The organism is Seonamhaeicola sp. ML3 (assembly GCF_023273855.1).
GTDB lineage: Bacteria > Bacteroidota > Bacteroidia > Flavobacteriales > Flavobacteriaceae > Seonamhaeicola.
In genome coordinates, this window is sequence record NZ_CP096884.1 from 2,921,573 (window position 1) to 2,943,999 (window position 22,427).

At 34.7% G+C, this 22,427-nt stretch carries 23 protein-coding genes; 15 read left to right on the top strand and 8 right to left on the bottom strand.

Annotated features, from left to right (window positions below; all coding sequences use genetic code 11):
- Window positions 1-92: 92 nt before the first annotated feature.
- On the bottom strand, window positions 93-1,043 hold the full coding sequence (locus M0214_RS12560) for an isopenicillin N synthase family oxygenase (RefSeq protein ID WP_248722910.1): 951 nt from the start codon (window positions 1,041-1,043) through the stop codon (window positions 93-95).
- Between the two features lie 152 nt (window positions 1,044-1,195).
- Here M0214_RS12560 and M0214_RS12565 point away from each other — a divergent pair, with 152 nt between their 5' ends.
- A complete protein-coding gene (locus M0214_RS12565) occupies window positions 1,196-3,181 on the top strand; it encodes a thiamine pyrophosphate-dependent enzyme (protein ID WP_248722911.1) in 1,986 nt (661 codons plus the stop codon).
- Window positions 3,182-3,267: 86 nt separating this feature from the next.
- On the opposite strand, the gene M0214_RS12570 is transcribed toward M0214_RS12565, so the two are convergent.
- Window positions 3,268-3,825, bottom strand: a complete 558-nt coding sequence (locus tag M0214_RS12570; protein WP_248722912.1) for a biopolymer transporter ExbD — start codon at window positions 3,823-3,825, stop codon at window positions 3,268-3,270.
- A gap of 639 nt (window positions 3,826-4,464) precedes the next feature.
- Here M0214_RS12570 and M0214_RS12575 point away from each other — a divergent pair.
- Window positions 4,465-5,154 carry a hypothetical protein gene (locus tag M0214_RS12575; RefSeq protein ID WP_248722913.1) on the top strand — a complete coding sequence of 230 codons (690 nt, stop codon included), beginning with the start codon at window positions 4,465-4,467 and terminating at the stop codon, window positions 5,152-5,154.
- 2 nt (window positions 5,155-5,156) lie between these two features.
- Here M0214_RS12575 and mgrA read toward each other — a convergent pair whose 3' ends face one another.
- Both mgrA and M0214_RS12585 read right to left on the bottom strand, forming a co-directional pair.
- Complete coding sequence (mgrA, locus tag M0214_RS12580) at window positions 5,157-6,170, bottom strand: L-glyceraldehyde 3-phosphate reductase (protein WP_256467927.1); 1,014 nt, start codon at window positions 6,168-6,170, stop codon at window positions 5,157-5,159.
- Window positions 6,171-6,225: 55 nt separating this feature from the next.
- Window positions 6,226-7,584 (bottom strand): sulfatase-like hydrolase/transferase, encoded by a 1,359-nt coding sequence (locus tag M0214_RS12585; RefSeq protein WP_248722914.1) that lies wholly within the window; start codon window positions 7,582-7,584, stop codon window positions 6,226-6,228.
- A 191-nt stretch (window positions 7,585-7,775) separates the two neighbouring features.
- On the opposite strand from M0214_RS12585, the gene M0214_RS12590 reads away from it, so the two are divergent.
- The 5 genes from M0214_RS12590 (at window position 7,776) to M0214_RS12610 (ending at window position 12,960) form a co-directional block, all read left to right on the top strand.
- Complete coding sequence (locus M0214_RS12590) at window positions 7,776-9,332, top strand: DEAD/DEAH box helicase (protein WP_248722915.1); 1,557 nt, start codon at window positions 7,776-7,778, stop codon at window positions 9,330-9,332.
- A 24-nt stretch (window positions 9,333-9,356) separates the two neighbouring features.
- On the top strand, window positions 9,357-10,217 hold the full coding sequence (locus M0214_RS12595) for a DMT family transporter (protein WP_256467928.1): 861 nt from the start codon (window positions 9,357-9,359) through the stop codon (window positions 10,215-10,217).
- Entirely contained in the window at window positions 10,210-11,514 is a 1,305-nt protein-coding gene (locus M0214_RS12600; protein WP_248722917.1) for a nitrate/nitrite transporter, read from the top strand. Before M0214_RS12595 ends, M0214_RS12600 begins: the two co-directional genes overlap by 8 nt.
- 216 nt (window positions 11,515-11,730) lie before the next feature.
- Window positions 11,731-12,354, top strand: a complete 624-nt coding sequence (locus M0214_RS12605; RefSeq protein ID WP_248722918.1) for a hypothetical protein — start codon at window positions 11,731-11,733, stop codon at window positions 12,352-12,354.
- A gap of 168 nt (window positions 12,355-12,522) precedes the next feature.
- A complete protein-coding gene (locus M0214_RS12610; protein WP_248722919.1) occupies window positions 12,523-12,960 on the top strand; it encodes a hypothetical protein in 438 nt (145 codons plus the stop codon).
- 3 nt (window positions 12,961-12,963) lie between these two features.
- Here the strand turns inward: M0214_RS12610 and M0214_RS12615 are convergent, their stop codons facing one another.
- From M0214_RS12615 to M0214_RS12625, 3 genes are all read right to left on the bottom strand, one after another.
- Window positions 12,964-13,866 carry a M23 family metallopeptidase gene (locus M0214_RS12615; protein WP_248722920.1) on the bottom strand — a complete coding sequence of 301 codons (903 nt, stop codon included), beginning with the start codon at window positions 13,864-13,866 and terminating at the stop codon, window positions 12,964-12,966.
- 135 nt (window positions 13,867-14,001) lie between these two features.
- The gene (locus M0214_RS12620; RefSeq protein WP_248722921.1) at window positions 14,002-14,865 is read right to left on the bottom strand and encodes a YitT family protein; all 864 of its coding nucleotides are present in this window, start codon (window positions 14,863-14,865) and stop codon (window positions 14,002-14,004) included.
- 74 nt (window positions 14,866-14,939) lie between these two features.
- Complete coding sequence (locus M0214_RS12625; RefSeq protein ID WP_248722922.1) at window positions 14,940-15,743, bottom strand: DUF3298 domain-containing protein; 804 nt, start codon at window positions 15,741-15,743, stop codon at window positions 14,940-14,942.
- Window positions 15,744-16,006: 263 nt separating this feature from the next.
- Between M0214_RS12625 and M0214_RS12630 the strand changes: the two genes are divergently transcribed.
- The 6 genes from M0214_RS12630 to M0214_RS12655 all read left to right on the top strand — a co-directional run bounded on the left by M0214_RS12630 (window position 16,007) and on the right by M0214_RS12655 (window position 19,928).
- On the top strand, window positions 16,007-16,216 hold the full coding sequence (locus M0214_RS12630) for a hypothetical protein (protein WP_248722923.1): 210 nt from the start codon (window positions 16,007-16,009) through the stop codon (window positions 16,214-16,216).
- Window positions 16,217-16,240: 24 nt separating this feature from the next.
- Window positions 16,241-16,537: an HPF/RaiA family ribosome-associated protein gene (locus M0214_RS12635; RefSeq protein ID WP_248722924.1), complete on the top strand. Its 297-nt coding sequence runs from the start codon at window positions 16,241-16,243 to the stop codon at window positions 16,535-16,537.
- Window positions 16,538-16,539: 2 nt separating this feature from the next.
- Window positions 16,540-16,698, top strand: a complete 159-nt coding sequence (locus M0214_RS12640) for a hypothetical protein (RefSeq protein ID WP_248722925.1) — start codon at window positions 16,540-16,542, stop codon at window positions 16,696-16,698.
- A 107-nt stretch (window positions 16,699-16,805) separates the two neighbouring features.
- On the top strand, window positions 16,806-17,585 hold the full coding sequence (locus M0214_RS12645; protein WP_248722926.1) for a prohibitin family protein: 780 nt from the start codon (window positions 16,806-16,808) through the stop codon (window positions 17,583-17,585).
- Between the two features lie 230 nt (window positions 17,586-17,815).
- Window positions 17,816-18,967, top strand: coding sequence for a hypothetical protein (locus M0214_RS12650; RefSeq protein ID WP_248722927.1), 1,152 nt, complete (start codon window positions 17,816-17,818; stop codon window positions 18,965-18,967).
- A 346-nt stretch (window positions 18,968-19,313) separates the two neighbouring features.
- Window positions 19,314-19,928, top strand: a complete 615-nt coding sequence (locus M0214_RS12655) for a YqaA family protein (protein WP_248722928.1) — start codon at window positions 19,314-19,316, stop codon at window positions 19,926-19,928.
- A 2-nt stretch (window positions 19,929-19,930) separates the two neighbouring features.
- On the opposite strand, the gene M0214_RS12660 is transcribed toward M0214_RS12655, so the two are convergent.
- Entirely contained in the window at window positions 19,931-20,467 is a 537-nt protein-coding gene (locus M0214_RS12660; protein WP_248722929.1) for a DUF4251 domain-containing protein, read from the bottom strand.
- 275 nt (window positions 20,468-20,742) lie between these two features.
- Here M0214_RS12660 and M0214_RS12665 point away from each other — a divergent pair, with 275 nt between their 5' ends.
- Complete coding sequence (locus tag M0214_RS12665; protein WP_248722930.1) at window positions 20,743-21,033, top strand: DUF3817 domain-containing protein; 291 nt, start codon at window positions 20,743-20,745, stop codon at window positions 21,031-21,033.
- Complete coding sequence (locus M0214_RS12670) at window positions 21,030-22,319, top strand: mechanosensitive ion channel family protein (protein ID WP_248722931.1); 1,290 nt, start codon at window positions 21,030-21,032, stop codon at window positions 22,317-22,319. Before M0214_RS12665 ends, M0214_RS12670 begins: the two co-directional genes overlap by 4 nt.
- The last annotated feature ends 108 nt before the right edge of the window (window positions 22,320-22,427 follow it).

Sequence of the window (22,427 nt, forward strand, 5' to 3'; positions counted from 1 at the left end):
ACTCAAACAGGGTGATTTGAGTTATTGTTTACAAATTAATTTAGTCATTAGTCCAGGTTTCTTCCTTTTTGGGAAAGTAAAGGATTGGAATTCTATTTTTTAATTAATCCCAGTTCGATTAAACGTTCATTCAAAAATTCCCCAGCAGTAATGTCTTCAAATTGTTTTGGGTTGTTTTCGTCCACACAACCCTCGAGGACATCTAATTTCATGTCGCTTATGGGATGCATAAAGAAAGGAATAGAAAACCTGGAAGTCCCCCAGAGTTCTTTTGGTGGATTCACAACACGATGAATCGTAGACTTTAATTTATTGTTGGAATGTCTAGATAGCATATCCCCAACATTTATCATTAATTCATCGGGTTGAGCTATGGCATCTAGCCATTCACCTTCATGGTTTTGTACTTGCAGCCCTTTTCCTTGCGCGCCCATTAATAAGGTAATTAAATTAATATCGCCGTGAGCTGCAGCTCTTACAGCTTCTTTAGGTTCTTCTTTTATTGGCGGATAGTGAATAGGTCTTAAAATGGAATTACCATTGTGTATGTAAGCATCAAAATAAGTTTCTTCCAAACCAAGATATATTGCAAGTGCTCGCAACACATATTTTGCAGTTTTTTCAAGCATTTGGTAGGTTTCCTTGCCTACAGTATTAAATTCCGGAAGCTCTTCTACAATAACATTATCTGGGTATTCTGCCTTTAGAGTTTCGTTGTCTTCAACATATTGACCAAAGTGCCAAAACTCTTTTAAATCACCTTCTTTTTTACCTTTAGCACTTTCTTTTCCAAACGAGACGTAACCGCGCTGACCACCAATGCCAGGAATTTCATATTTCTGCTTGGTTTCAAGTGGTAGGTTGAAAAAGTTTTTTACCTCATTATAAAGCCTTTCCACCAAATCATCGTCTAAAAAATGCCCTTTTAAAGCAACAAAGCCAATATCTTCGTAGGCTTTACCTATAGCATCAACAAAACGTTGTTTTCGGTCCGGGTCATTAGCTAAAAAATCCTTTAGATTAACACTTGGTATGGTTTTCATTGTAGAAGTTTTTTGTTAGTCGCACTATTACAAAAGTATGAAATTAATGTAAAGATGCTCAGGATTTATTTTGACTTTAAAAATGAGGCGAGATTGGTTTTTATCCTATATTTGGTCTACCTGCACAGGTGTTAAACACTATAATCTCTTTAATGAAGCAACTCGAATATAATATTGGTAACCTCAAAGAAAAAAAACTGCTGAAGTTGTATAGGAACCTTTTGAAGCCAAGGATGGTAGAGGAGAAGATGCTTAAATTATTGAGGCAAGGGAAGATTAGTAAATGGTTTTCTGGTATAGGGCAAGAGGCTATTGCTGTTGGAGTTACTATGGCTCTTAAAGATACCGAGTATATTTTGCCTATGCACAGAAATTTGGGGGTTTTTACAACGAGAGGTATTCCGTTATACAGACTGTTTGCGCAATGGCAAGGCAAAGCCTCTGGGTTTACACAAGGTAGAGATCGTTCATTTCATTTCGGGACACAACAATACAAGATTGTTGGCATGATTTCACACTTAGGACCACAACTTGGTGTTGCAGATGGCATAGCTTTGGCTGGTAAATTAAAAAAAGAAAATAGTGTCACAGTTGTTTTTACAGGCGAAGGTGGAACTAGTGAGGGAGATTTTCATGAAGCGCTAAATATAGCCTCGGTATGGCAATTACCAGTTATATTTTGTGTTGAAAACAATGGCTATGGACTTTCAACACCTACTAATGAACAATACAATTGTCAAAATATAGCCGACCGTGGGATTGGTTATGGTATGGAGTCTCATATTATAGATGGTAATAATATTATAGAAGTCTACAAAACAGTAAAAAAAATAACGAAGCAAATCCGAAAACAACCACATCCTGTTTTATTAGAATTTAAAACATTTAGAATGCGTGGGCATGAAGAGGCTAGTGGTGTTAAATATGTTCCTGAGGAGTTGTTGGAGGCTTGGTCAAAAAAAGACCCTGTAATAAACTTTGAAAGTTTTTTAAAATCTGAAGGGGTAATTACTGAAGATGGAATATTGAGCATTAAAGCAAACATTACTAATGAAATTAACGAACATTTAGAAGTAGCTTTAGAAGAAAATGATTTAGAATCAATTGAAACTAATGAGTTAAGTAGTGTTTATCAAAACTTTGAATATGAATACTTTGAATATTTAAATAACAAAAAAGAAATTAGATTTATTGATGCTATTGCCTCTGGTCTAAAGCAAAGCATGGAGCGACACGAAGATCTCATTATTATGGGACAGGATATCGCAGAATACGGTGGCGTTTTTAAAATCACCGAAGACTTTGTAGATCAATTTGGAAAAGAACGTGTTAGAAATACGCCCATTTGTGAATCTGGAATTATAGAAACAGCTATGGGCTTATCTATTGCTGGAATGAAAGCCGTGGTTGAATTGCAATTTGGAGATTTTATAAGTTCTGGATTTAATCCCGTGGTAAATTATTTGGCAAAATCCTTTTACAGATGGCAACAAAATGCCGATGTCGTTTTAAGAATGCCCTGCGGTGGCGATGTAGGTGCTGGGCCATTTCATTCGCAAACCAACGAAGCTTGGTTTACAAAAACACCCGGACTAAAAGTAGTTTATCCTGCATTTCCATACGATGCGAAAGGCTTGCTAGCTACAGCTATCAATGACCCAAATCCTGTGTTGTTTTTTGAACACAAGGCATTATATAGAAGTATAAAGCAAGATGTACCTACTGGATATTACACCTTACCTTTTGGAAAAGCATCGCTTATACATGAGGGTGCTGACATCACAATCATATCCTTTGGCGCGGCTTTGCACTGGGCCCTAAATACGTTGGAGAACAACCCTAATATTGATGCCGATGTGATTGATTTAAGAACCCTCCAACCTTTAGATACCGACACTATTTATGCTTCTGTAAAGAAGACCGGAAAAGTAATCATTTTACAAGAAGACTCTATGTTTGGAGGTATAGCAAGCGATATTTCAGCTTTAATACAAGAACACTGTTTTGAATATTTAGATGCTCCCGTAAAGCGCGTGGCTAGTTTAGATACGCCTATTCCTTTCGCAAAAGCCCTGGAGCAGCAATATTTGCCCAAGGAACGTTTTGAAATTGAGCTAAAAGCACTTTTACATTATTGATATTATAAGTTTTATTATGCGTAGTATTTTAAAACACCATGCTTATAGCTTGCCGAGATCATATAAGCATGGTGCTGTAACTAAATTTATCTTGTCTCTGCTTCAGATAACTTAAAAGGGTAAGCATCTTTAACTGTTTTCAGCTCTACTTTAGTTAAATTGTCTTTGGACTTTCCAAATGTATTAATCGAATACTCGTTTCTTAACTCATTATAGGCTTTGGTCAATTCATTCTGTACAGCTACATATTGCTTATAAGTAGTCTGCTTCATGTTCTGTAAAGAAATAACGGCTTCACCCGGATTATCAGATGAACTCACCAATTGTTCACCATGGCAATAACTACAAGAGTTATCTCCGTTATTGTCTAAGAAATCTTTAGCGAGGTCTTTTAACTCCTCAAGCTTAACTAAATTGCCCTCAACCATAATTTGGTCTTTCCCGTTAATCATAACCTGTAAAATGTTACGCTCATTAATGGGAGGGGAGCAATCCTGTCCATCAGGACAAGGTTTAGGGAGCAATCTGTTAATACCAACATCTGTAGAAATGGTCGCTGTTACCAAGAAAAAAATTAATAACAAAAAGGCAATGTCTGCCATAGACCCGGCGTTAATTTCGGGTCTGAATTGTAATCTTCTCATAAAATTATAGTTTAAATGGCCGGAGTTGGTCCGGCAGGTTAATGTGAAGGTTATTCACAAAAACAATACCATAACTTTATGGTTATTAATGTTCTAATTCTTGTAACTGCTGTTTTATCTAACACAACTCAATTTGATTACTTGTGTTTTTAGTGTGCAAAGCGTTTTGAACCTTTCCAAACGATGTCGCATGAAGATCTAAAATTTATCAATTGCCTAGAAGGGAATAAATTTTCTTGTGTGATGTGGTTAATTTTTTTTGATATTTTAATTACTGCTCTCATTTTTTGATTGATGAAAGTTTTTTTTGAGACGTTACTATCTGTAACGTCTCTTTGTGTTCCAAGTATGACTTTTTGTTGTACTTAGTGTTCCTGAAATTTGGTTGTTGTTTAAAGTTCTCATAATTATTCGTTTTTTAATGATTTATATCAGATAGACGATAAGAAATTAATTTTGTTACAGTACTATGCATTGCAAAGTAGTAATTTAACAGATTTTAACAATTTTTGATTGTTTTTGTAAGGGTTACACTATAATTTTCACTAAAAAGAGCTTAGGAATGGTTTTTGATAAAGCATTCAGTAAATATTTATGTTATTAGGTAACTATAAGTTATTTTTGAATTATCTAATTATTATGAAGCCAAATAAGGTAAACATATATACTTATGTCTTTTTCTTGCTGATTTTCTGTTATTCAACACATGCACAGATTGATTCAAAGAAGAAGAACCTTGTTATACCCGCAGTTGAGACCGAAAACGACACTTTGGATGGGTCTCCTTTAGTACCGCCAAAAACTGTTAAAAGCGATGGTGATTTTAGTGGTTTTAACTTGCCAAAACCAAATGTTAATCTAAAAATGCCCAAGAAGGAGCTGTCCATGTTTAAGGAGGAATTTGGTAATCCTGGAGAGCTATTCGCTGATCGACTTGAAAATCAGCAAAAATCTATTATTAAAGAATTAGAGTTAGGAACTAAAGGAAGTAAAGTCGATGTGTTTTTTGGGAACCATAAAACAAAATCCAAAACGGTAAAAGTGATGTATCGAGATTATGGTCTTGAAGATGGAGATTTAGTCCGTATTTCGGTAAATGACGAGATAATAATTTTTAGAGCTGCACTATTAAATTCTTTCGGTAGTTTTGAATTAAAATTACGACCAGGTGTAAACAAAATAGAGTTTTTGGCACTAAACGAGGGTTATGCACTTCCCAACACGGCACATTTTAGGGTGCTGGACGATAAAAATAATATTATAGCCGCTGATCTTTGGGCACTTTCAGTAAACGTGAAAGGAACAGTTAATATTATTAAAGAGGAATAGAGCTATTTAACAATCTCATCAATCACTTTTAATTCCTCGTCTGAAAACTCTAAATTATCCAAACCTTTTAGGTTTTCCTTTAATTGATTTGCAGAACTAGCACCCAAAAGCACTGAAGCCACGGTAGGTTGTCTTAAAATCCAAGCAACAGCCATTTGCGATAATTTTTGTCCGCGTTCTTGGGCAATGGTATTCAGTCTTCTAATCTTTTCAAGGTTGTTGTTCACCATCTCTGTATTCAAATAACTTAAATCCTTAGAAGCCCTAGAGCCTTCTGGTATACCATTTAAATATTTGTCGGTAAGCATACCTTGAGCCAATGGCGAAAAAGCTATACAACCAACACCATTCTTTTCTAAAGTTTCTAAAAGTTTGTCTTCTACCCAACGGTCAAAGATAGAGTATCGTGCTTGGTGCAATATAAAAGGGACATTGTGATTTTTTAATAACGCAGCAGCTCGTTGTGTTTCCTCGGCACTATAATTAGAAATGCCCACATATAAAGCCTTTCCTCGTCTAACAATATCTGCCAAAGCACCCATGGTTTCTTCTAAGGGTGTTTCGGGGTCTGGACGATGATGATAAAAAATATCTACATAATCTAAGCCCATTCGTTTTAAACTTTGATCTACACTTGCGATTAAGTATTTTCTCGACCCCCAATTTCCATAGGGGCCTGGCCACATATCGAATCCCGCTTTAGAGGCGATAAACATTTCATCCCTGTAGTGTTTAAAATCTTGCTTCAGTATAGTGCCAAAATTTTCCTCAGCTGAACCATAAGGAGGACCATAGTTGTTGGCTAAATCGAAATGTGTAATTCCTAAATCGAACGCATAGCGAATAATCTCCCTTCCGTTTTGAATATTATCGACAAATCCGAAGTTATGCCATAAGCCTAGGGAGATAGCAGGCAAACGAACACCACTTTTTCCAGAGCGTCGGTAAGTCATGTTATCATAGCGACTTTCTGAAGCGCTATAGGTTTTAACTCCTGATTTATCGTTTATATGCATTGCGATATGTTTTTGAGATGATATCGCTAAAATAGGAATTTAGATTATAACCTGTCTAATTTGTAATTGTATTCAATTGTGATATTAAGTCGTCTTTAATGGAACTATTAACATCGCTTAATGGTGCTAGAGAAGGATTCAATAAGTTAGGGTTTTCTAAAGGGTTTTCCGATAAATCATACAAAGCCTCAGAGCCATCTCCGAATAAAATATATTTATGGGTTGCATTTCGTATAGTAACATCTTTAGTGCCCGCATCGTTTAAAATCTCAGAATAATTGTATTGTCTGGTGTTTGCAGAACTGCTAGAAAGTAAATTCTTTATACTAAAACTATCGTATATTTGAGAAGTGCCCGTACCCGCTAAATCAGCAATGGTAGCAAATAAATCTGTGGTATTTACTAGTGCTTCTTCTAATTGAGCAACCCGAGTAACACCTTTTCCTGAAATTACCATGGGCACTGCAACTCCACCTTGGTAAACGTTCCCTTTGGCTCTTCTGCTGTTGTATTCTTGAGCAACACGTCCGGGGGTGCCATTATCTCCAATAAAAATTATAACCGTATTATCTCTTTCTTGTTGACTCATTGAATTTATTAACCTGCCCATTTCAGTATCTAGAGCTTCAAGAGCTGCCATGTAATAGGGCATAGTGTTCCCGCTAATGCTTGCTTGATCTGATGGTAAAGCACCTTGTGAGTGTAAATTGTTTGGAGGTAAATGAAATGGTGAGTGCGGTGCATTATAAGCTAACCACAAAAACCAAGGCTTAGTTTGATCATTAATCCAATCTATTGCTAAATCTGTAAATTTGGAAGTAGCATACTCTGTAGAATTAGTTGAGTTGCCATTAATGTTTAATGTCCAATTCGTATAAGAGCTTATGTTACTAGTTGTACCAGCAAAGTAAGTTATACCCATTTCGTTAGCGTGGGTATTTGTTCTCCCTAAATGCCATTTTCCAATTACAGCGTGACTGTATGCTTGGTTTGTGTTATCATCTAGGTGTTTTTGGATTGTTGTTTCACTTGTGTTTAGAGTAAGCCCAGCTCGAATTAATCCTGTTCTTAATCCGTATTTTCCTGTAAGAATACCGGCTCTGGTAGGGGAGCAAGTAGGGTTTGACCATGCATTATTAAACTTTAAGCCATTATCCATTAAATCCACTAGATTAGGCATGTTTGGCTTTATACTGCCAATACTATACCCGGGGCAAGCATCGAGACCAAAATCGTCTGCTATTATGAGTAATATGTTTGGTGATTGGTTTTGCTCTGTGGGTTGTTGTTCTTCAATATGTTCTTCTTCGGTTTCCTGTTCTTGGTTGTTTTGTTCTATATCTCCCGAGCTACACGAAAAAATCAAGAAACAAACTACCATAGATATAAAGCTTAGTTTCTTATAAATGTCCATAGTCATACCTGTTTAGAAATGGGTTATTTTCATTTTAGACCTAAAGAATTTAAAATAGTTTAAATTAAAATCAATTTATATGTAAATTTTTTAATTCTACCGTTTTGTTAAAAAGTTGCGCATAATTTAAAGCAACGGCATAGTACAAAACCCAATAAAGATGTTATTTTTGCTTGGTCAAAAACTAATGCATGTCCGTTGTATCTCAAATTGAATTAGCCGAAAGAAAAACAGGAAAAGACCTTTATAGTTACCAAAAAGGGGCTATAGACAAAATTTTTAAGAGCTTTGATGAATCTCGTCCTGATTATCATTTATTATATCAATTGCCTACAGGTGGTGGTAAGACAGTAATCTTTTCTGAAATAGTTAGGCAGTATCTAAAAACTCATAAAAAGAAGGTGCTTGTAATGACGCACCGAATCGAGTTATGTAAGCAAACCTCTAATATGCTTACAGAATTTGGAGTCATAAACAAAGTTGTTGATAGCAAGGCCGATTTAAGTGACCAATCAGAATATTCTTGTTTTGTTGCTATGGTTGAAACCTTAAATAACAGGTTGCACGATGATAAATTAGACATTTCGGATATTGGATTGGTCATTATCGATGAGGCCCACTACAACTCATTTACCAAATTGTTTAAATTCTTTAGCCAGTCTTTCATTCTAGGAGTTACTGCAACACCTTTAAGCTCTAGTATTGAATTGCCCATGACCGACAATTACGATGAACTTATTGTTGGCGAAAGTATAGAATCATTAATAGATAATGGCTTTTTGGCCAGAGCTGAAATGTTTAGTTACAATGTTGGCTTAACTTCTTTGGTTGTCGGTGCTAATGGAGACTATACTGTTAAATCTTCTGAAGACCTTTATACCGATGACAACATGCTTACTAAGCTGTTAAGGGCTTATGAAGAACGTTCCAAGGGTAAAAAAACTTTAATATTCAACAATGGTATCAATACATCATTACATGTTTATGATACCTTCAGAAGAGCTGGTTATCCCATAGCACATTTAGATAATACTCATTCTAAAAAAGAACGTGCCTACATACTAAAGTGGTTTAAAGAAACTCCAGATGCTATTTTAACCTCTGTAAGCATCTTAACCACTGGTTTTGATGAACCTACAGTTGAAAGCATTATTTTAAACAGGGCCACTAAATCACTTACACTTTACTACCAAATGATAGGTAGAGGTTCTCGTGTGCTTGAAGATAAGAAAACGTTTCAGGTAATTGATTTAGGGAATAACTTCCATCGCTTTGGACCATGGGGCGACAATCTGGATTGGCAACGTATTTTCAGGTCGCCAAACTACTATTTGGATTCGCTATTGAGCGATGAAGAGTTGGAAAGCAATTTTAGATATGAAATGCCAGACGATTTGCGTGCCGAATTCGGAAATTCTAAAGAGGTGTTTTTCGACATTCAGCGCACTTATGTAGAATCAATAAGATCAGGTGAGTCTTCTAAAGTTGTTTTAGAACGTTCTATTGCTCAACATGCCTATATATGTATCGAAAATAGTGAAGATGTCTACGATGCTTTAATGCTTGCCAGAAAGCTAGGTGATGATATCGACTTCAGGATTGGCCGCTATACAAAATGTATTAGTAAGAGTACCTTTAATTTTGTAGAGTGGTTAAAGGGAGAATACCGAAAAAAGCTAAACTCATATCTTAGGTCTAACTTCGATGAAGTTTTTGAATCTATTCATGGGCACCCTCCTGAGGATTAAACATATACCTTTAATATTTAGCTATTGGATATAAGAAGCGCCTTAAAGTTTATGCTTATTAGTACATTGTCTTTTGCGTGTATGAATAGCACAGTAAAGTACCTAAGTGACATTAGCGCTTATCAAATTGTTTTCTTCAGGTCTATCACCACTTTGTTGTTCACCATGGTCTATCTTTTTAAAAATAAGATATCCATTTGGGGCAATAACAAAAGGATATTATTGTTGCGCGGGTTGGTAGGTGTTACTTCTATGCTTCTTTTTTTTATGTCTACAAAGTACTTGCCTATTGGTACAGCGGTTTCGTTACGTTATCTGGGGCCTATATTTGCATCTATTTTTGCCATTTTCTTTTTAAAAGAAAAAATAAAGTCAGTACAATGGTTGTTTTTCCTGTTGGCGTTTGCTGGCGTAGTTATTTTAAAAGGGTTTGATCTAGAACTGAATATGCTAGGACTCGCTCTTGTTTTATGCTCAGCCATATTTGTAGGTTTGGTTTATGTGATACTCAGTAAAATTGGTAAGAGCGAACACCCAGTTGTTGTGGTTAATTATTTTATGGCAGTTTCTGTACTTGTTGGAGGTTTGTTATCTATTTCCAATTGGGTAAATCCTGCCAATAATTTGGAATGGTGTTTACTATTAAGTCTGGGGGTGTTTGGGTACTTCGGACAGGTTTTTATGACCAAGGCTTTTCAGATTGCTGCATCTACAAGTCAAATAGCACCACTAAAATATCTAGAAACTATTTTTACGCTGTTGCTTGGTGTGGCTATTTTTTCTGAAGTATATACGATTTGGAGTTTATTGGGCATAAGCATGATAATTATAGGACTTGTTTTAAATGCCAAGTTTAAAGAACGTTTAAAAACACAGAATGAGTAATCCGAATCGTTTTTCGTTTATAAGACCAGAAAAATTTCCTTTTTTTTACGGTTATGTTGTTCTTCTTTTTGGCAGTATTGGTGTTTTAGCGAGTATTCCTGGACAAACTGTAGGTGTGTCTGTTTTTACCGACCCTGTAAAAGATGCTTTGGGACTTACACGAAATCAGTTCAGCAATGCTTACATGATAGGTACATTTCTAAGTTCGTTCCTTATTGGTAAAGCCGGAATATGGTTCGATAAATTCGGTGCTCGATATGTGGCATTTTTTGCAGCAGTACTATTAGGTAGTGCTCTTTTGCTTTGTTCTATTTCTGTTCAAATTAGTCACGAAATTTCCAATATACTTAATGTGCAAACTTGGTGGGTACCTTTTGTTGTAATAACAGTATTGTTCTTTTTAATACGGTTTAGCGGACAAGGCGTAATTACTATGTCTTCGCGAAATATGATTATGCTTTGGTTCGATAAGAATAGGGGTAAAGTAAATTCTATTAACAGCATAGGGGTGTCTTTGGGCTTTTCTATAGCGCCTTTAGTCTTCAATGCATTAATTGAACAAGAGGGTTGGCAGAAAAGTTGGCAGATTTTAGCTGTGTGCCTATTCGTTTTTAGTTTTCTTGTTTTACAGTTTTATAGAAATAGACCTGAAGATTTTAAAATGGTCCCTGATGGAACCTTGTCAAAAAAGCAAAAGGATATTACAAACAATACGGTTATAAAAGATTATACATTAAAAGATGCTAAAAAGACGAGAGCCTTTTGGATTATAGGGCTTATTCTAGCTTTTAACAGCTTTTATATCACCGGATTTACATTTCATGTCGTATCAATATTCGATAGTTTTGGCTATGAGAAATCTCAAGCCATTTCTATATTTCTACCAATTTCTATCATTGCTATTTCTGTTTCTACCTTATGTAATATTTTAAGCGATTACATAAAGCATAAAATTTATATACTCATAATGATTGTAAGCGGTATAATTGCGTCTACAGGACTTTTGTTTTTGTCAAATACTTTTGGCGTTTACATGTTAATTGGAGGTTTGGGTGTTTTAGGCGGGCTTTTTGCCGTTGTTAATGCGGTGACTTGGCCAAGGTACTATGGCAGGAAATATCTAGGAGCCATAACCGGTAAGGTTATGAGTTTTCTAGTGATAGCAAGTGCCATAGCACCAACTATATTTAGTTACTGCTTTACCAATATGGGGTCCTATAGGTTTATCGCTTTTGTGAACATCGGATTTTTATTAGTACTACTTTTAGGGGCTTTCAAGGTTAAAAACCCACAATAATCTAGCGTTCAATATTTTAAATATGCATAGCTATTAAGATTGGTTTTTTCTAATCTCCTCATTTGTGCATAGAAAATAAGATTTAGTTTTAAGTGTCATTAATCGATGAATTTGACAAAAAAAATCGGTTTATCGTTTTATTTAAGAGTTCATAAGGAATTTATGGTTTTAGCTCTTATTTGCTATAGTTTTATTGTGAATTAAATCTTTAGCCCCATGAAATATTTGATTGCACTTGCTTCTTTAGCACTTATTTTAGCGAACTGTCTTACGATCTCGGCACAAGAAACTGATGTAGTTCTAAAGGATATTCCAGAAAACTATAAAAAGAGGAGTCCCATTTATGATTTCTCTGAAAAAACCTTGAACAGTGTAGACACGATACCAAGTTTTGCTACTCAAAAAAATAAGCTGAAAATTACAGGGACCATTTACGAAAGTGATGGCGTTACACCGGCAAAGAACGTACTCTTGTTTATACACCAGACAGACGAAAACGGAGATTTCGAGTTAAAAAGACATAATAAGAAGCGTTATGTACATCATAGGGGATGGGTAAGAACTAACCAAGATGGTCAATATACCTTATACACATTTGTACCAGGAAGTTCTATCTATGGTAAAGAACCAAAACAGATTTTGCCAATTATAAAAGAGCCTAATAAACCAGAATATAAAATTGAAACTTTTTTGTTTGACAACGACCCTTTATTGACTGAAAAGTGCAGGGAAGAAGTTGCAAAAACCGATCCGCAACGTATACTTGTACTAGATAAAAAAGAAGGGCTATGGATCGCGAAAAGGGATATTATTCTAGGAAAAGAAATAGCATCCTATTAAAAAGAACATACTCTAAAACTAATATAAACTAGCTTAAAAGGTCAAGATTTAAATCTTGACCTTTTTTTAATTTCAAATTTTATTGAGGTTGATTTAACAACTGTTCAATATTACAACATTATTGCATTGAATTATTTTGTAATTTTCTGTGGTGCTAATATGTTAGAAATGAGAAAGTTTGTTTATGTTTTGTTTTTTGTGGTGTTACCAATGGTTTATACAAATAATATAAGTGCACAGACGAATCCATCCAGCGAAGAACTTCATAAATTCTTTAATAACGAACAGTTGCTTATTACATATCGTGAGGGTGAAGCTCTATATGGTACCTATTATTTTTTGGAAATCCATTATTGCTCTAGTGGGTATTATGGCTTATATGGTAGCACTGTGAAACGCACGGTTTTGGGTAATGAGCAAAAAAGTAATTGGCAGGAATACGGCACTTGGAAAATAACATCCCAAAACGGTGTTAATGGTATATTTTGTGCTTCTACTACTGGAAATCAAATGTTTTACCCAATTTATAAACTTGCAAATGGTAGTATGTATATAAGTGAAGGGGTTAGCATCGTGAAAAAAGGACGAGCAATCTGTAATAATTAAAGCCTATTTTTCTATAACAAGCTTTTGTCCAATTTTAATAACCGTATTATACTTTATGTGATTAAGTTTACAGATAGCTGCTATACTCACGTTATTTGTTCTGGAAATCCTTGACAAAGTGTCTCCAGGTTTAACCACATAAATAGACTTTTGTTTAATAAGGCTGGCCAAGGCCTCATCTTCAGTGGTAAGTAGCTCTAGTTTACTTTTACGTTTAGAACTATGAAATATGGCCTGAGTCCATTTTTCGGTAACCCAAAGTTCTTGTGATCTTATTTTATTGGTCTCACTAAATTCAAATAGGTATTCAGGGTTTATGGCTATGCCTTTATAATTTACACCCAGATGCAAATGACTGCCTCTAGACCTTCCTGAATTTCCACCTTTACCCAGGTAACTCCCCTTAAAAACAGTGTCGTTTTCTTTAACACCATAACTTGATAAATGTGCATATACGGTTTCTAGTCCGTTGAAATGTCTTATTACAACAGTTCTCCCATGACCACTAGTATATCTAGCCATTCTAACTATACCGTCCAATATTGCATAAACACTATCACCGGTAATCAGATCTATATCAATACCTTTATGTGCGCGTCCCCAACGCCAACCAAAGCGTGAAGTTACAACCTTGTCTTTATGTATGGGCGCATGGTAAAGAGAATCCCTAAATTTTATTTGAAATGGAAATTCGAGAACTGCATTTTTATAAGGGCTGTACACCGTATTGTCCCAATAATCCGCTTTTATATCTGGTTGGGTTGTAACTAAAGAATCATCAGGAGTGTACGATGCGATTTGTATATTTTCGAAAGCCTTGGTAAAAACATCAATGTCTTTTAATGGTCTTTGGCCATACACACTTAGGGTTAAAGCAAGGAGGATACTGGCAATACTGTATTTCATTCTAAAAAAACTTGGTTGGTCATTTTTCAGATTTAGCGAATTTAAGTAATAATAACGCCCGTTTTTAAACTCTATTGTATGAGTTATTAACAAGAAAAGTGAGTGTGCCCAGTACCATTAAATTTAGAAAATGGCTTATATTTTTTTTATGAATTTTTTTAAAAGCCCACCCTTAATGCGGTTCACGTCGAATTCCATCACAAATGCATTGGGGTCAATACTATCTATTAGTTTATTGACTTTGCTTAATTCAAACCTGTTTATAACCGTATGAATGACCTCGAAGTCTTCTATTTTTCCACGGTTACCAAAACCGTTTACACCTTTGTAAATAGTCATTCCTGCTCCAAGCTTTTCAACAATCTCTTTTTTAATTTCGGTTTGTTTTGTTGAAACAATCATGATTCCAATAAAATCTTCAAAACCTTCGATAATCAAATCGGTAATTTTAGCGGTAACCAAAAATGTTAGGATAGAGTACATGGCAATTTCAAGAGATACAATTATGGCGGTTATCGAGAATAAGATGAAGTTGAATATTAAAACAATCTTGCCAATGGTAATTCCAAATTTGTTATTAATGTAAATTGCCAGTATTTCAGTACCGTCAAGCACAGCACCGTTTTTTACTGTTATTCCTATCCCTAACCCTAAAAACAATCCGCCAAAAATGGCGATAAGTAGCTTGTCTTCTGTTATAGTGCTAAAAGTTTCTAACTGAATCATTATTGCCAGACCTGTTATTGCAATAATTGATTTGAACACCATAGTCCTGGATATTGAAAAGTAGGCTAACAATAAAAACGGAATACTGAGCGCAATCAGCACCAAAGAGGTATTTAGGTGTAATGTTGAGTTGATTAAAATGGCTATTCCAGTAACACCTCCATCCAAAAATCCATTGGGCAAAAGAAATGCTTTAAGACCAATACTAGCCAAGATGACACCAATAGCTATTTGAACATATTCTGATATTGTAGAAACTGTAGTTTTTTTCATGAGAATCGAGGTTTTCTGGTTATTAAAATAGAGAAGGTCCTCATTTTTATCTGAAGACCTTCCGTTAGTGTGTTTTAGGTTTTTGCCTTACTGAATTCTAGAAGTTCTTGCCTTGAGATTTCGATAAAATAGTTACCCGAATAGACGGGGCACATCGTGCAATCATCGAAATAGAACTTTACCGTTTCACTATCCAAAACGAAATTATCTTTAAATTTAATAAAGATTTCAGGAGTAATGAGCCAACATTCCTCGTATTTTTCATCAAGACTTACTTTAGTTTCCAGAGTATTATTTATTAGGTTTAAAACCTGTAATTCAGAATTCGGTTTAAATATTGAGTCAAATGAAATAAAATTACCCGTGTTTACATCAAAATTCAAGGTTTTGAATAGGTATGAAAACTGGGTTTCATCTTCATATTGATTGGATTTGTAAAGAAGGACGCTCAAGATGTCATTATCAAAAGCGTATATTTTATAATCCACAAGTCTTTTTAATCGTTCCGAATGGTTATAACCAATATCACAGCTCGATTTGTCTCCATTTAAAAGATCTTTAATAGAGTTATCAAGATTTAAATACGTATTTGTGATATAGTCATTAAATGCATGATAGCTTGTGTTTTTGGAAGTATCTAAAAACGGGTACCTGTAGAACAAAGTATAGCTGTCCTGTTCTTTGTGGAACAGTTTGGTTTTTACAAGATCATTAAAATCGTTGCTAGCGGATTCAATATTCTTGTCTACAATATTTTGTTCTACATCAACGGCATTTTTTCCTGAAGTTGAAGCAGATTGTCCGGTTCCAAAAGCAGTAAGAGAAACAACCAATAGGATGCCAGCCAAAACAAATAAATACGTTCTTTTCTTTTTCATAATGTGATAATTTGAAATTATGTTTTGAGCAAAATTCTGAATTAATTTCCATATATTTTTATTTATTATTTTAATGGAAAGCATAAGTATTGTTAATGTTATTAGGTATCATGTTTCATAGGGTGTAAAGTTTTAAGTAGGTAAATCCTTTTGCAATAAAAAACATGTATTTAAATAAATTATTGTTATGATAATTATAAAATATATAAATAAAAACTAATGAATTTGTTTTATTAATTTTATAAAATAAAAAAGAATTGATTATGGAATTAGTACAACGCGCAATGGAATATAACCAAAGAAGTATGACCAACATGACTACCAGCGACCGCATTTTGGCTTCTCGAGAAGGACGGACTTTGGTTTTAAAAATTAATGAAATATATAAGAGGACCAAAGAGCCTTATTTAATGAAGCTCATGAAAAACATCACTCTTAAAAAACGCAAAATAGAAAAGCGACTTAATTATTAGCAGTAGGTTTTAAATTCTAAAGAGATGGAAACAATATTTAATAACAGTAAGGCAAAACGAAAATCCTACTTGAGGCGATATGCCCATTACAAATTGCGTAGACTTTTAAGGCATTACCCTTGTGATTTCAAGGCTTCGGTAACATTTTCCAAAGAGAAAAAGAACAAAAATATTTGTGGAATAAACCTTAGTCTACCAGGTACTAATATTTATGCTGCACACAGCGAAACAAATATCAGGAAAGCGATTAACAACGTTATTAAAGATTTAGAAATAATGTTAGAGCATAGGAAAACAACACTATTACACAAATGCATTTAAAAATGTTAAAGCCAGAATATTTAATAAAAACCAATAAAGAATACTACCAATGGGTTACCAAAGGAGATACCTTTTTTAAATTTTCGTTGTTCTCTTTTAGTAATGCTATGCTGTGGAGGCACTTAAATAGGTTGGGCATTAAAGAAAGTAAGAACCACTAGTGTGTTTTAACCTATAATTTAATCTTATATGTATTATTATTTATATAAATAAAAACATATATGTATTCTTCCATAATTTTACTTAAAAATTAAATAAAAAAAATGCTATGAAAAAGAAAATTTTAATGTTAATCCTACTGCCTTCGCTTCTACTAAGCTGTGCAGTAATTAGGCCCGGCGAAGCCGGTATTAAACAAACCTTGGGTAAATTCTCTAACCAAGTGGTTACAGAGGGTACAGTGTTCTATAACCCCTTAACAAGTAAAGTGATTAAAGAGTCTACCCAAACCAATAACATCAAGCTCATTTTGAATTTACCAAGTAAAGAGGGGCTCAGTGTTAAATCGGAAATTTCAATTCTCTACAGGTTAGAACAGGAAAAAATCCCTTCAGTATTAGAAAACTTGGGGCGTGATTATGAGTCTATAATTACGAGTGTGTTCCGTTCGGCATCTTCAGATGTTTGTGCACAGTTTTTTGCAAAAGATATGCATTCTGGTATGCGAGCTAAAATAGAAGAAGAGATCAAGGCGAAGATGAAAGTTAACCTTGAAAAGCAAGCCGATGGTATTGAGTTAATAGCCGTGCTTATGAAAAGCATTCAATTACCCAATGGTTTGGCGTTTTCTATAGAGCGTAAATTACAGGCCGAGCAAGATGCCATGCGTATGGAATTTGTGATACAGCAGGAAAAGCTAGAGGCCGATAGAAAGATAATTAATGCCAAGGGCGAAAGAGATGCACAAAAAATACTCTCTGAAGGTCTTACTCAAGAAATTATTAAAATAAGGAGTATCGAGGCGTTTAATAAACTTTCAGAATCTAATAATAGTAAAGTGATTATCACCGATGGAAAAACACCTTTTCTAATAGAAACAGATGAATAAGTTTTAGACTATACATCGAAACATAAGTAGTGGATTGAAAATTGATGTTATTCAATTACATGTCGCAACATAAAATTTCACTTAGATAAAACGAGGACCTAACAGCATCCTCGTTTTTGTTTGTAGTTATCTGTTCTCCTTCACGTGCCACTTTTTCGTATATGACGAATATCATGAAATAAAACATGGTTGCTTTTTAATTTTAAATCATTAAAAAGTAAAATGTTATCATGAAAAATCCAATCCAACTATTCACCAGAAATTTTTATTATAAACTCGTCGTTCTAGTCTTTTTATCCGTTGCCTTCAGTTGTAAAGACAGTGATACAAAAGCGAACACTAGTAGCTCAGAATCCGATGATATTGCAGCATTTAAGACGGTCCTATGGAATGTTAAGGCCATTCAACCCAATGGTAAGACTTTAGATGTTAAAGTTTTTGATAATGCTGGTAACCCTATAAAGGTAAAAGCCATCCAAAATTCGGAACAGGATAATTTGTTAGATGTAAAAGCTATGGACAAAGACGGTGAGTTGCCTATTAAGATTTTGGTAAGCAAAAGTCAATTCGCACCAGTTGTTGCCATTAACCCAAAGGGAAGCGCCTATAAAGTCAAGGCCGTAATCCCAGGAGGTGACCAGCTAGATGTTATTGGTGTTGCCAGATATGGTAATGTGGTTATTATGAAAGCCGTAACAAAAAAAGGTAAATTCTACCCGGTTAAAGCCATTTCACCTGATGGAAAACTTAATGATATTAAAGGTGTGAAAATCAATTTTCAAGATCGCGAAATGGGTCTAAAAGGACATAATATCTATGCCCATGTTAAGGCAATGCATGCCGCAGTAAACGAAGATAGTTTTGTAATGCCAAAAGCTAACAACCCAAGAGGGGAGTATACTACCGATTTTAAACGTATTATCTGGAACATTAAAGCAGTTGACCCAGATGGTGAAAATCTAGACATCAAGGCTTTTGATGCCGATGGCGAAGCATTTGATGTTAAAGCTATTCAAGATTCAGAACAACATAGTTTTATGAATATTAAGGCTCTGGCTAGCGGTGTAGAACTATCAGTTAAAATTATTGATAGCGATGAAGGTTATGCTCCCGTGAAAGCCTTTGGTACAGACGGCACTATTTATGACATTAAAGCCATAACAGCAGACAATAAAAAGCTAGATATTATGGGCGTGAGCCGTTATGGTAATATAGTAGATGTAAAAGCTGTAACCGAAAACGGCGAGTTTTATCCTGTAAAAGCCTTTTCACCCGATGGTAAATTGAATGCCGTAAAAGGAATCAAAATATTTGAACGAAAGATAGAGATGCGTTCTCAAGGCAATCCTGTTTATGCGCATTTAAAGGCTATTGCACAGTAGTTAATAGTAGTCATAATATATTTTAAAGCGCGTTTTAACGCGCTTTATTTATTATTGGCAACGTACATTTTAACTATTGCACTAATTTAAAATGAGTTTCAGGATATTTATACAGTAATTTCTTTTAACATAATTGTTAACGATATAAATCTAAAAGGTATTTTATCTACAATTATGTGTAAATAGCCGTTGCTGCGGTTATACAGAAATCACTTTATTTGTTCTATAATTTATATTATGTTAAATAGATAAACTATAAAGTCGCTACTAAAAATAAGTTAAATCCCCCATTTTACTTTTTTACATAAAAGAAAGCATTTATTTTAGCATGCCTTAACAATTGCTAATGAAATCGAAACCCCGGACCTACGGTAAATCCCGTATTAGACTTTTACACCAGTATTATAGCTATACAGGCTTTTATAGTTTTGTGGGGAAAAATGTGCTCAAAGCATTGCCATACATTATTGTGGCTGTTGTGGCCATTGTGGTCGTTAATCATTTCTTTAATATTAACGAAGCCCTAACCAGGCTTACCGAAGTTTTGCCTACCTATGGTGTTTTGTTGTTCTTTTTTGGTTCTGAAACTTTACTCGGTTTAGTACCTCCAGAACTGTTTATTGCTTGGGCGGCTAAGCTCGACAATCCTTGGTTATACCTAAGTTTCTTGGGGATACTATCGTATTTTGGTGGTTTACTTACCTATTATCTAGGCGTTTTTGTAACTAGAATTCCAAAAGTTAAACGGTATTTAAGTGAAAAAATGGAAAAACAGATAAAGAATACCAAAAAATGGGGAGGTTTCTTAATTGTAGTTGGTGCTCTGTTACCACTGCCCTTTTCAATTTCTTGTTTAGCGGCCGGTATTATTGGTTATTCGTTTAAAAACGTAATGCTATTTGGTAGCCTTCGTTTGCTTCGTTTTTTTATTTACGGACTTATCCTGTTTAATGTCTTTTAAAGTTATTTCTTAGGATCTTTAATATAACCTCGATAACCAATGTAAGCCCTGTGGCTACTATTTAATCGTATATCAGCTTCCTTATTCGGGAAGATAGTTAAATTAACCTGAAACAGTTCAGTATCGGTTTTTAGTTCCAAGTAATATTCGTAGCGCTTCTTTTTTTCGTTAAATGTTTTTCGGGATATTATTGGAACACCATCAAAGGTTATTGCTGTATTATTGCTATTGTATGGTGCTGCAAAACGCCATTCGCCATAATAGGGCAAATAGACCGATACACTATCCCCTATCATTTTAAAATGATTGGAATTTCCAATAAGGCTTATGTCACCCGTTACAGACTGTGCCGGTAACAAACCAGTATTTGCTATCATGATGGAGTTTAACGGGTTGGCCCAATCAGATTCAATATGTATAGTATCCATTGCTGCTATAGCATGAATATTTTCTAAATCTTTGGTGGTTATTCCCTTTTTCGCACTACAGTTTATGAATAATGCACAGGTAACTACCACCCCAAATAGTCTTCCAAACATAACATCCTTTTTCATTTCATTGATAATAAATACTTGACTTGATACATTATCTATTTTAATATGAAACTACGCTCAATATTTGTGCCAGTATCATCCAATTGAAGCTATAGTTTCATATAATCTTATATTTCTTATTAATTAAGTCGAAATGATTACCTTATCCTTATTTAGTAATGATGTTTCAAACTACTTATAGTTACAAATTTAAGATAAAATTGCAGGGAATTAATCCATTTTAAAACAGACTGCCTTATTTTTGCTTAAATTTTTGATGCATGTTTTCATTACTAAATATTTTTAGGGTAGTCGCTTTTTTAGAGGGATTGTCTTATGTGCTCCTATTGTTTATTGCAACACCAATAAAATACTTCGCAGACGATCCACAATACGTGAAACTTTTGGGCATGCCCCATGGTATTCTTTTTATGCTGTATATTGTGTTGGCTTTTATGCTTAAGCCCGAACTCAACTGGGATTCTAAGCAATTTCGAGGAGTATTATTGGCAGCTATAATACCGTTTGGAACCTTTTTTATTGAACGCAACTATTTAAAAGTTAGTAAATGATTCAAGATATCGAAAACACCGAAGTAGTATCTAATGCACCGGAATTTGCACATGATTTTTTTAAATTCCTGGTAAAAAAAGGGATTAATGAAGATACGGCGGTTTGGCTAAATATGATTGGTTTGTTTTTGGCCGGAACGATACTCGTTTTCTTAATCGATTTTATTATAAGAAAGATTTTGCTTGGTATGTTTACCCGTTTTGCAAAAGCTTCTAAGTCTAATTTCGATGATTTATTGGTGGCCAATAAAGTACCTCGAAACATCGCACACATAATCCCTTTGCTACTGGCATTGGAATTTGTACCCATTGTATTCTATGATTTTCCAGATTTTGAAATTGTGGTTGAAAAAGGGCTTCAGGTATTTGCTGTGGTTCTCACACTATGGATTGTTAGAAGCCTTTTACATACTACAAAAGACTTTTTAAAGACCTTACCTAGCCTAAAAGACAAACCTATTGCCAGTTATATTCAAGTCTTTATGATCTTTGCTTGGCTGGCCGGTTTTATGTCTGCAATAGCAATTGTTACGGGAACACCGTTCCTAACGTTTTTAACAGGGCTTGGTGCTGCTTCAGCAGTGATTATACTCATCTTTAGAGATACGATACTTGGGTTTGTTGCCAGTATTCAGGTTTCTATAAACGATATGGTTCGCATTGGAGATTGGGTGACCTTTGAAAAATTTGGAGCAGATGGTTCGGTAATAGAGATCACACTAGCTACTGTTAAAGTGCAAAACTGGGATATGACCATTACCACCATACCAACCTATGCATTAATTTCAGAATCCTTTAAAAACTGGCGTGGTATGCAAAGCTCTGATGGACGCCGAATTAAACGCTCCTTAAGCATTAAAATGGATAGTGTTAAATATCTAGATGCTGAAGCCATAAATAAACTAAAGGGTATACACCTCTTAAAGGATTATTTGGAACGTAGTGAAACTGTTATTAACAATCACAATACCAAAAACAATATAGATAAATCCTTAGCTCTAAACGGTCGTAACCTCACTAATATTGGTGTGTTTAGAAAGTATGTGCAAGAATATATAGAAAATCACTCGGCTATTAATAAAGAAATGACCATTATGGTTCGTCAATTAGCGCCTACCTCCCAGGGATTACCCATAGAAATTTATGCGTTTAGTAGTGATAAACGTTGGGAAAACTACGAATACATCATGGCCGATATCTTTGACCATGTTATTGCCGCTACACCTTTTTTCGACTTAGAGATTTTTGAATTGCCAACGGGTTCAGGGTTTACTATAGAGAAATAAAGTTTTTATCATTCTGAGTGTAAAATTAAACTCGAGACTCTTCAATTCTGAATATATTCGAAATTTTCTAATGACATAAAAAAAGACCTATCAAATATTTTGATAGGC

What these genes read in the sequence shown, in the direction of transcription:
- M0214_RS12560 (WP_248722910.1), bottom strand. Translation starts at nt 1,043, where the DNA reads ATGAAAACCATACCAAGTGTTAATCTAAAGGATTTTTTAGCTAATGAC.
- M0214_RS12565 (WP_248722911.1), top strand. Translation starts at nt 1,196, where the DNA reads ATGAAGCAACTCGAATATAATATTGGTAACCTCAAAGAAAAAAAACTG.
- M0214_RS12570 (WP_248722912.1), bottom strand. Translation starts at nt 3,825, where the DNA reads ATGAGAAGATTACAATTCAGACCCGAAATTAACGCCGGGTCTATGGCA.
- M0214_RS12575 (WP_248722913.1), top strand. Translation starts at nt 4,465, where the DNA reads ATGAAGCCAAATAAGGTAAACATATATACTTATGTCTTTTTCTTGCTG.
- mgrA (WP_256467927.1), bottom strand. Translation starts at nt 6,170, where the DNA reads ATGCATATAAACGATAAATCAGGAGTTAAAACCTATAGCGCTTCAGAA.
- M0214_RS12585 (WP_248722914.1), bottom strand. Translation starts at nt 7,584, where the DNA reads ATGGACATTTATAAGAAACTAAGCTTTATATCTATGGTAGTTTGTTTC.
- M0214_RS12590 (WP_248722915.1), top strand. Translation starts at nt 7,776, where the DNA reads ATGTCCGTTGTATCTCAAATTGAATTAGCCGAAAGAAAAACAGGAAAA.
- M0214_RS12600 (WP_248722917.1), top strand. Translation starts at nt 10,210, where the DNA reads ATGAGTAATCCGAATCGTTTTTCGTTTATAAGACCAGAAAAATTTCCT.
- M0214_RS12605 (WP_248722918.1), top strand. Translation starts at nt 11,731, where the DNA reads ATGAAATATTTGATTGCACTTGCTTCTTTAGCACTTATTTTAGCGAAC.
- M0214_RS12610 (WP_248722919.1), top strand. Translation starts at nt 12,523, where the DNA reads ATGAGAAAGTTTGTTTATGTTTTGTTTTTTGTGGTGTTACCAATGGTT.
- M0214_RS12615 (WP_248722920.1), bottom strand. Translation starts at nt 13,866, where the DNA reads ATGAAATACAGTATTGCCAGTATCCTCCTTGCTTTAACCCTAAGTGTG.
- M0214_RS12620 (WP_248722921.1), bottom strand. Translation starts at nt 14,865, where the DNA reads ATGAAAAAAACTACAGTTTCTACAATATCAGAATATGTTCAAATAGCT.
- M0214_RS12625 (WP_248722922.1), bottom strand. Translation starts at nt 15,743, where the DNA reads ATGAAAAAGAAAAGAACGTATTTATTTGTTTTGGCTGGCATCCTATTG.
- M0214_RS12630 (WP_248722923.1), top strand. Translation starts at nt 16,007, where the DNA reads ATGGAATTAGTACAACGCGCAATGGAATATAACCAAAGAAGTATGACC.
- M0214_RS12635 (WP_248722924.1), top strand. Translation starts at nt 16,241, where the DNA reads ATGGAAACAATATTTAATAACAGTAAGGCAAAACGAAAATCCTACTTG.
- M0214_RS12640 (WP_248722925.1), top strand. Translation starts at nt 16,540, where the DNA reads ATGTTAAAGCCAGAATATTTAATAAAAACCAATAAAGAATACTACCAA.
- M0214_RS12645 (WP_248722926.1), top strand. Translation starts at nt 16,806, where the DNA reads ATGAAAAAGAAAATTTTAATGTTAATCCTACTGCCTTCGCTTCTACTA.
- M0214_RS12650 (WP_248722927.1), top strand. Translation starts at nt 17,816, where the DNA reads ATGAAAAATCCAATCCAACTATTCACCAGAAATTTTTATTATAAACTC.
- M0214_RS12655 (WP_248722928.1), top strand. Translation starts at nt 19,314, where the DNA reads ATGAAATCGAAACCCCGGACCTACGGTAAATCCCGTATTAGACTTTTA.
- M0214_RS12660 (WP_248722929.1), bottom strand. Translation starts at nt 20,467, where the DNA reads ATGTTTGGAAGACTATTTGGGGTGGTAGTTACCTGTGCATTATTCATA.
- M0214_RS12665 (WP_248722930.1), top strand. Translation starts at nt 20,743, where the DNA reads ATGTTTTCATTACTAAATATTTTTAGGGTAGTCGCTTTTTTAGAGGGA.
- M0214_RS12670 (WP_248722931.1), top strand. Translation starts at nt 21,030, where the DNA reads ATGATTCAAGATATCGAAAACACCGAAGTAGTATCTAATGCACCGGAA.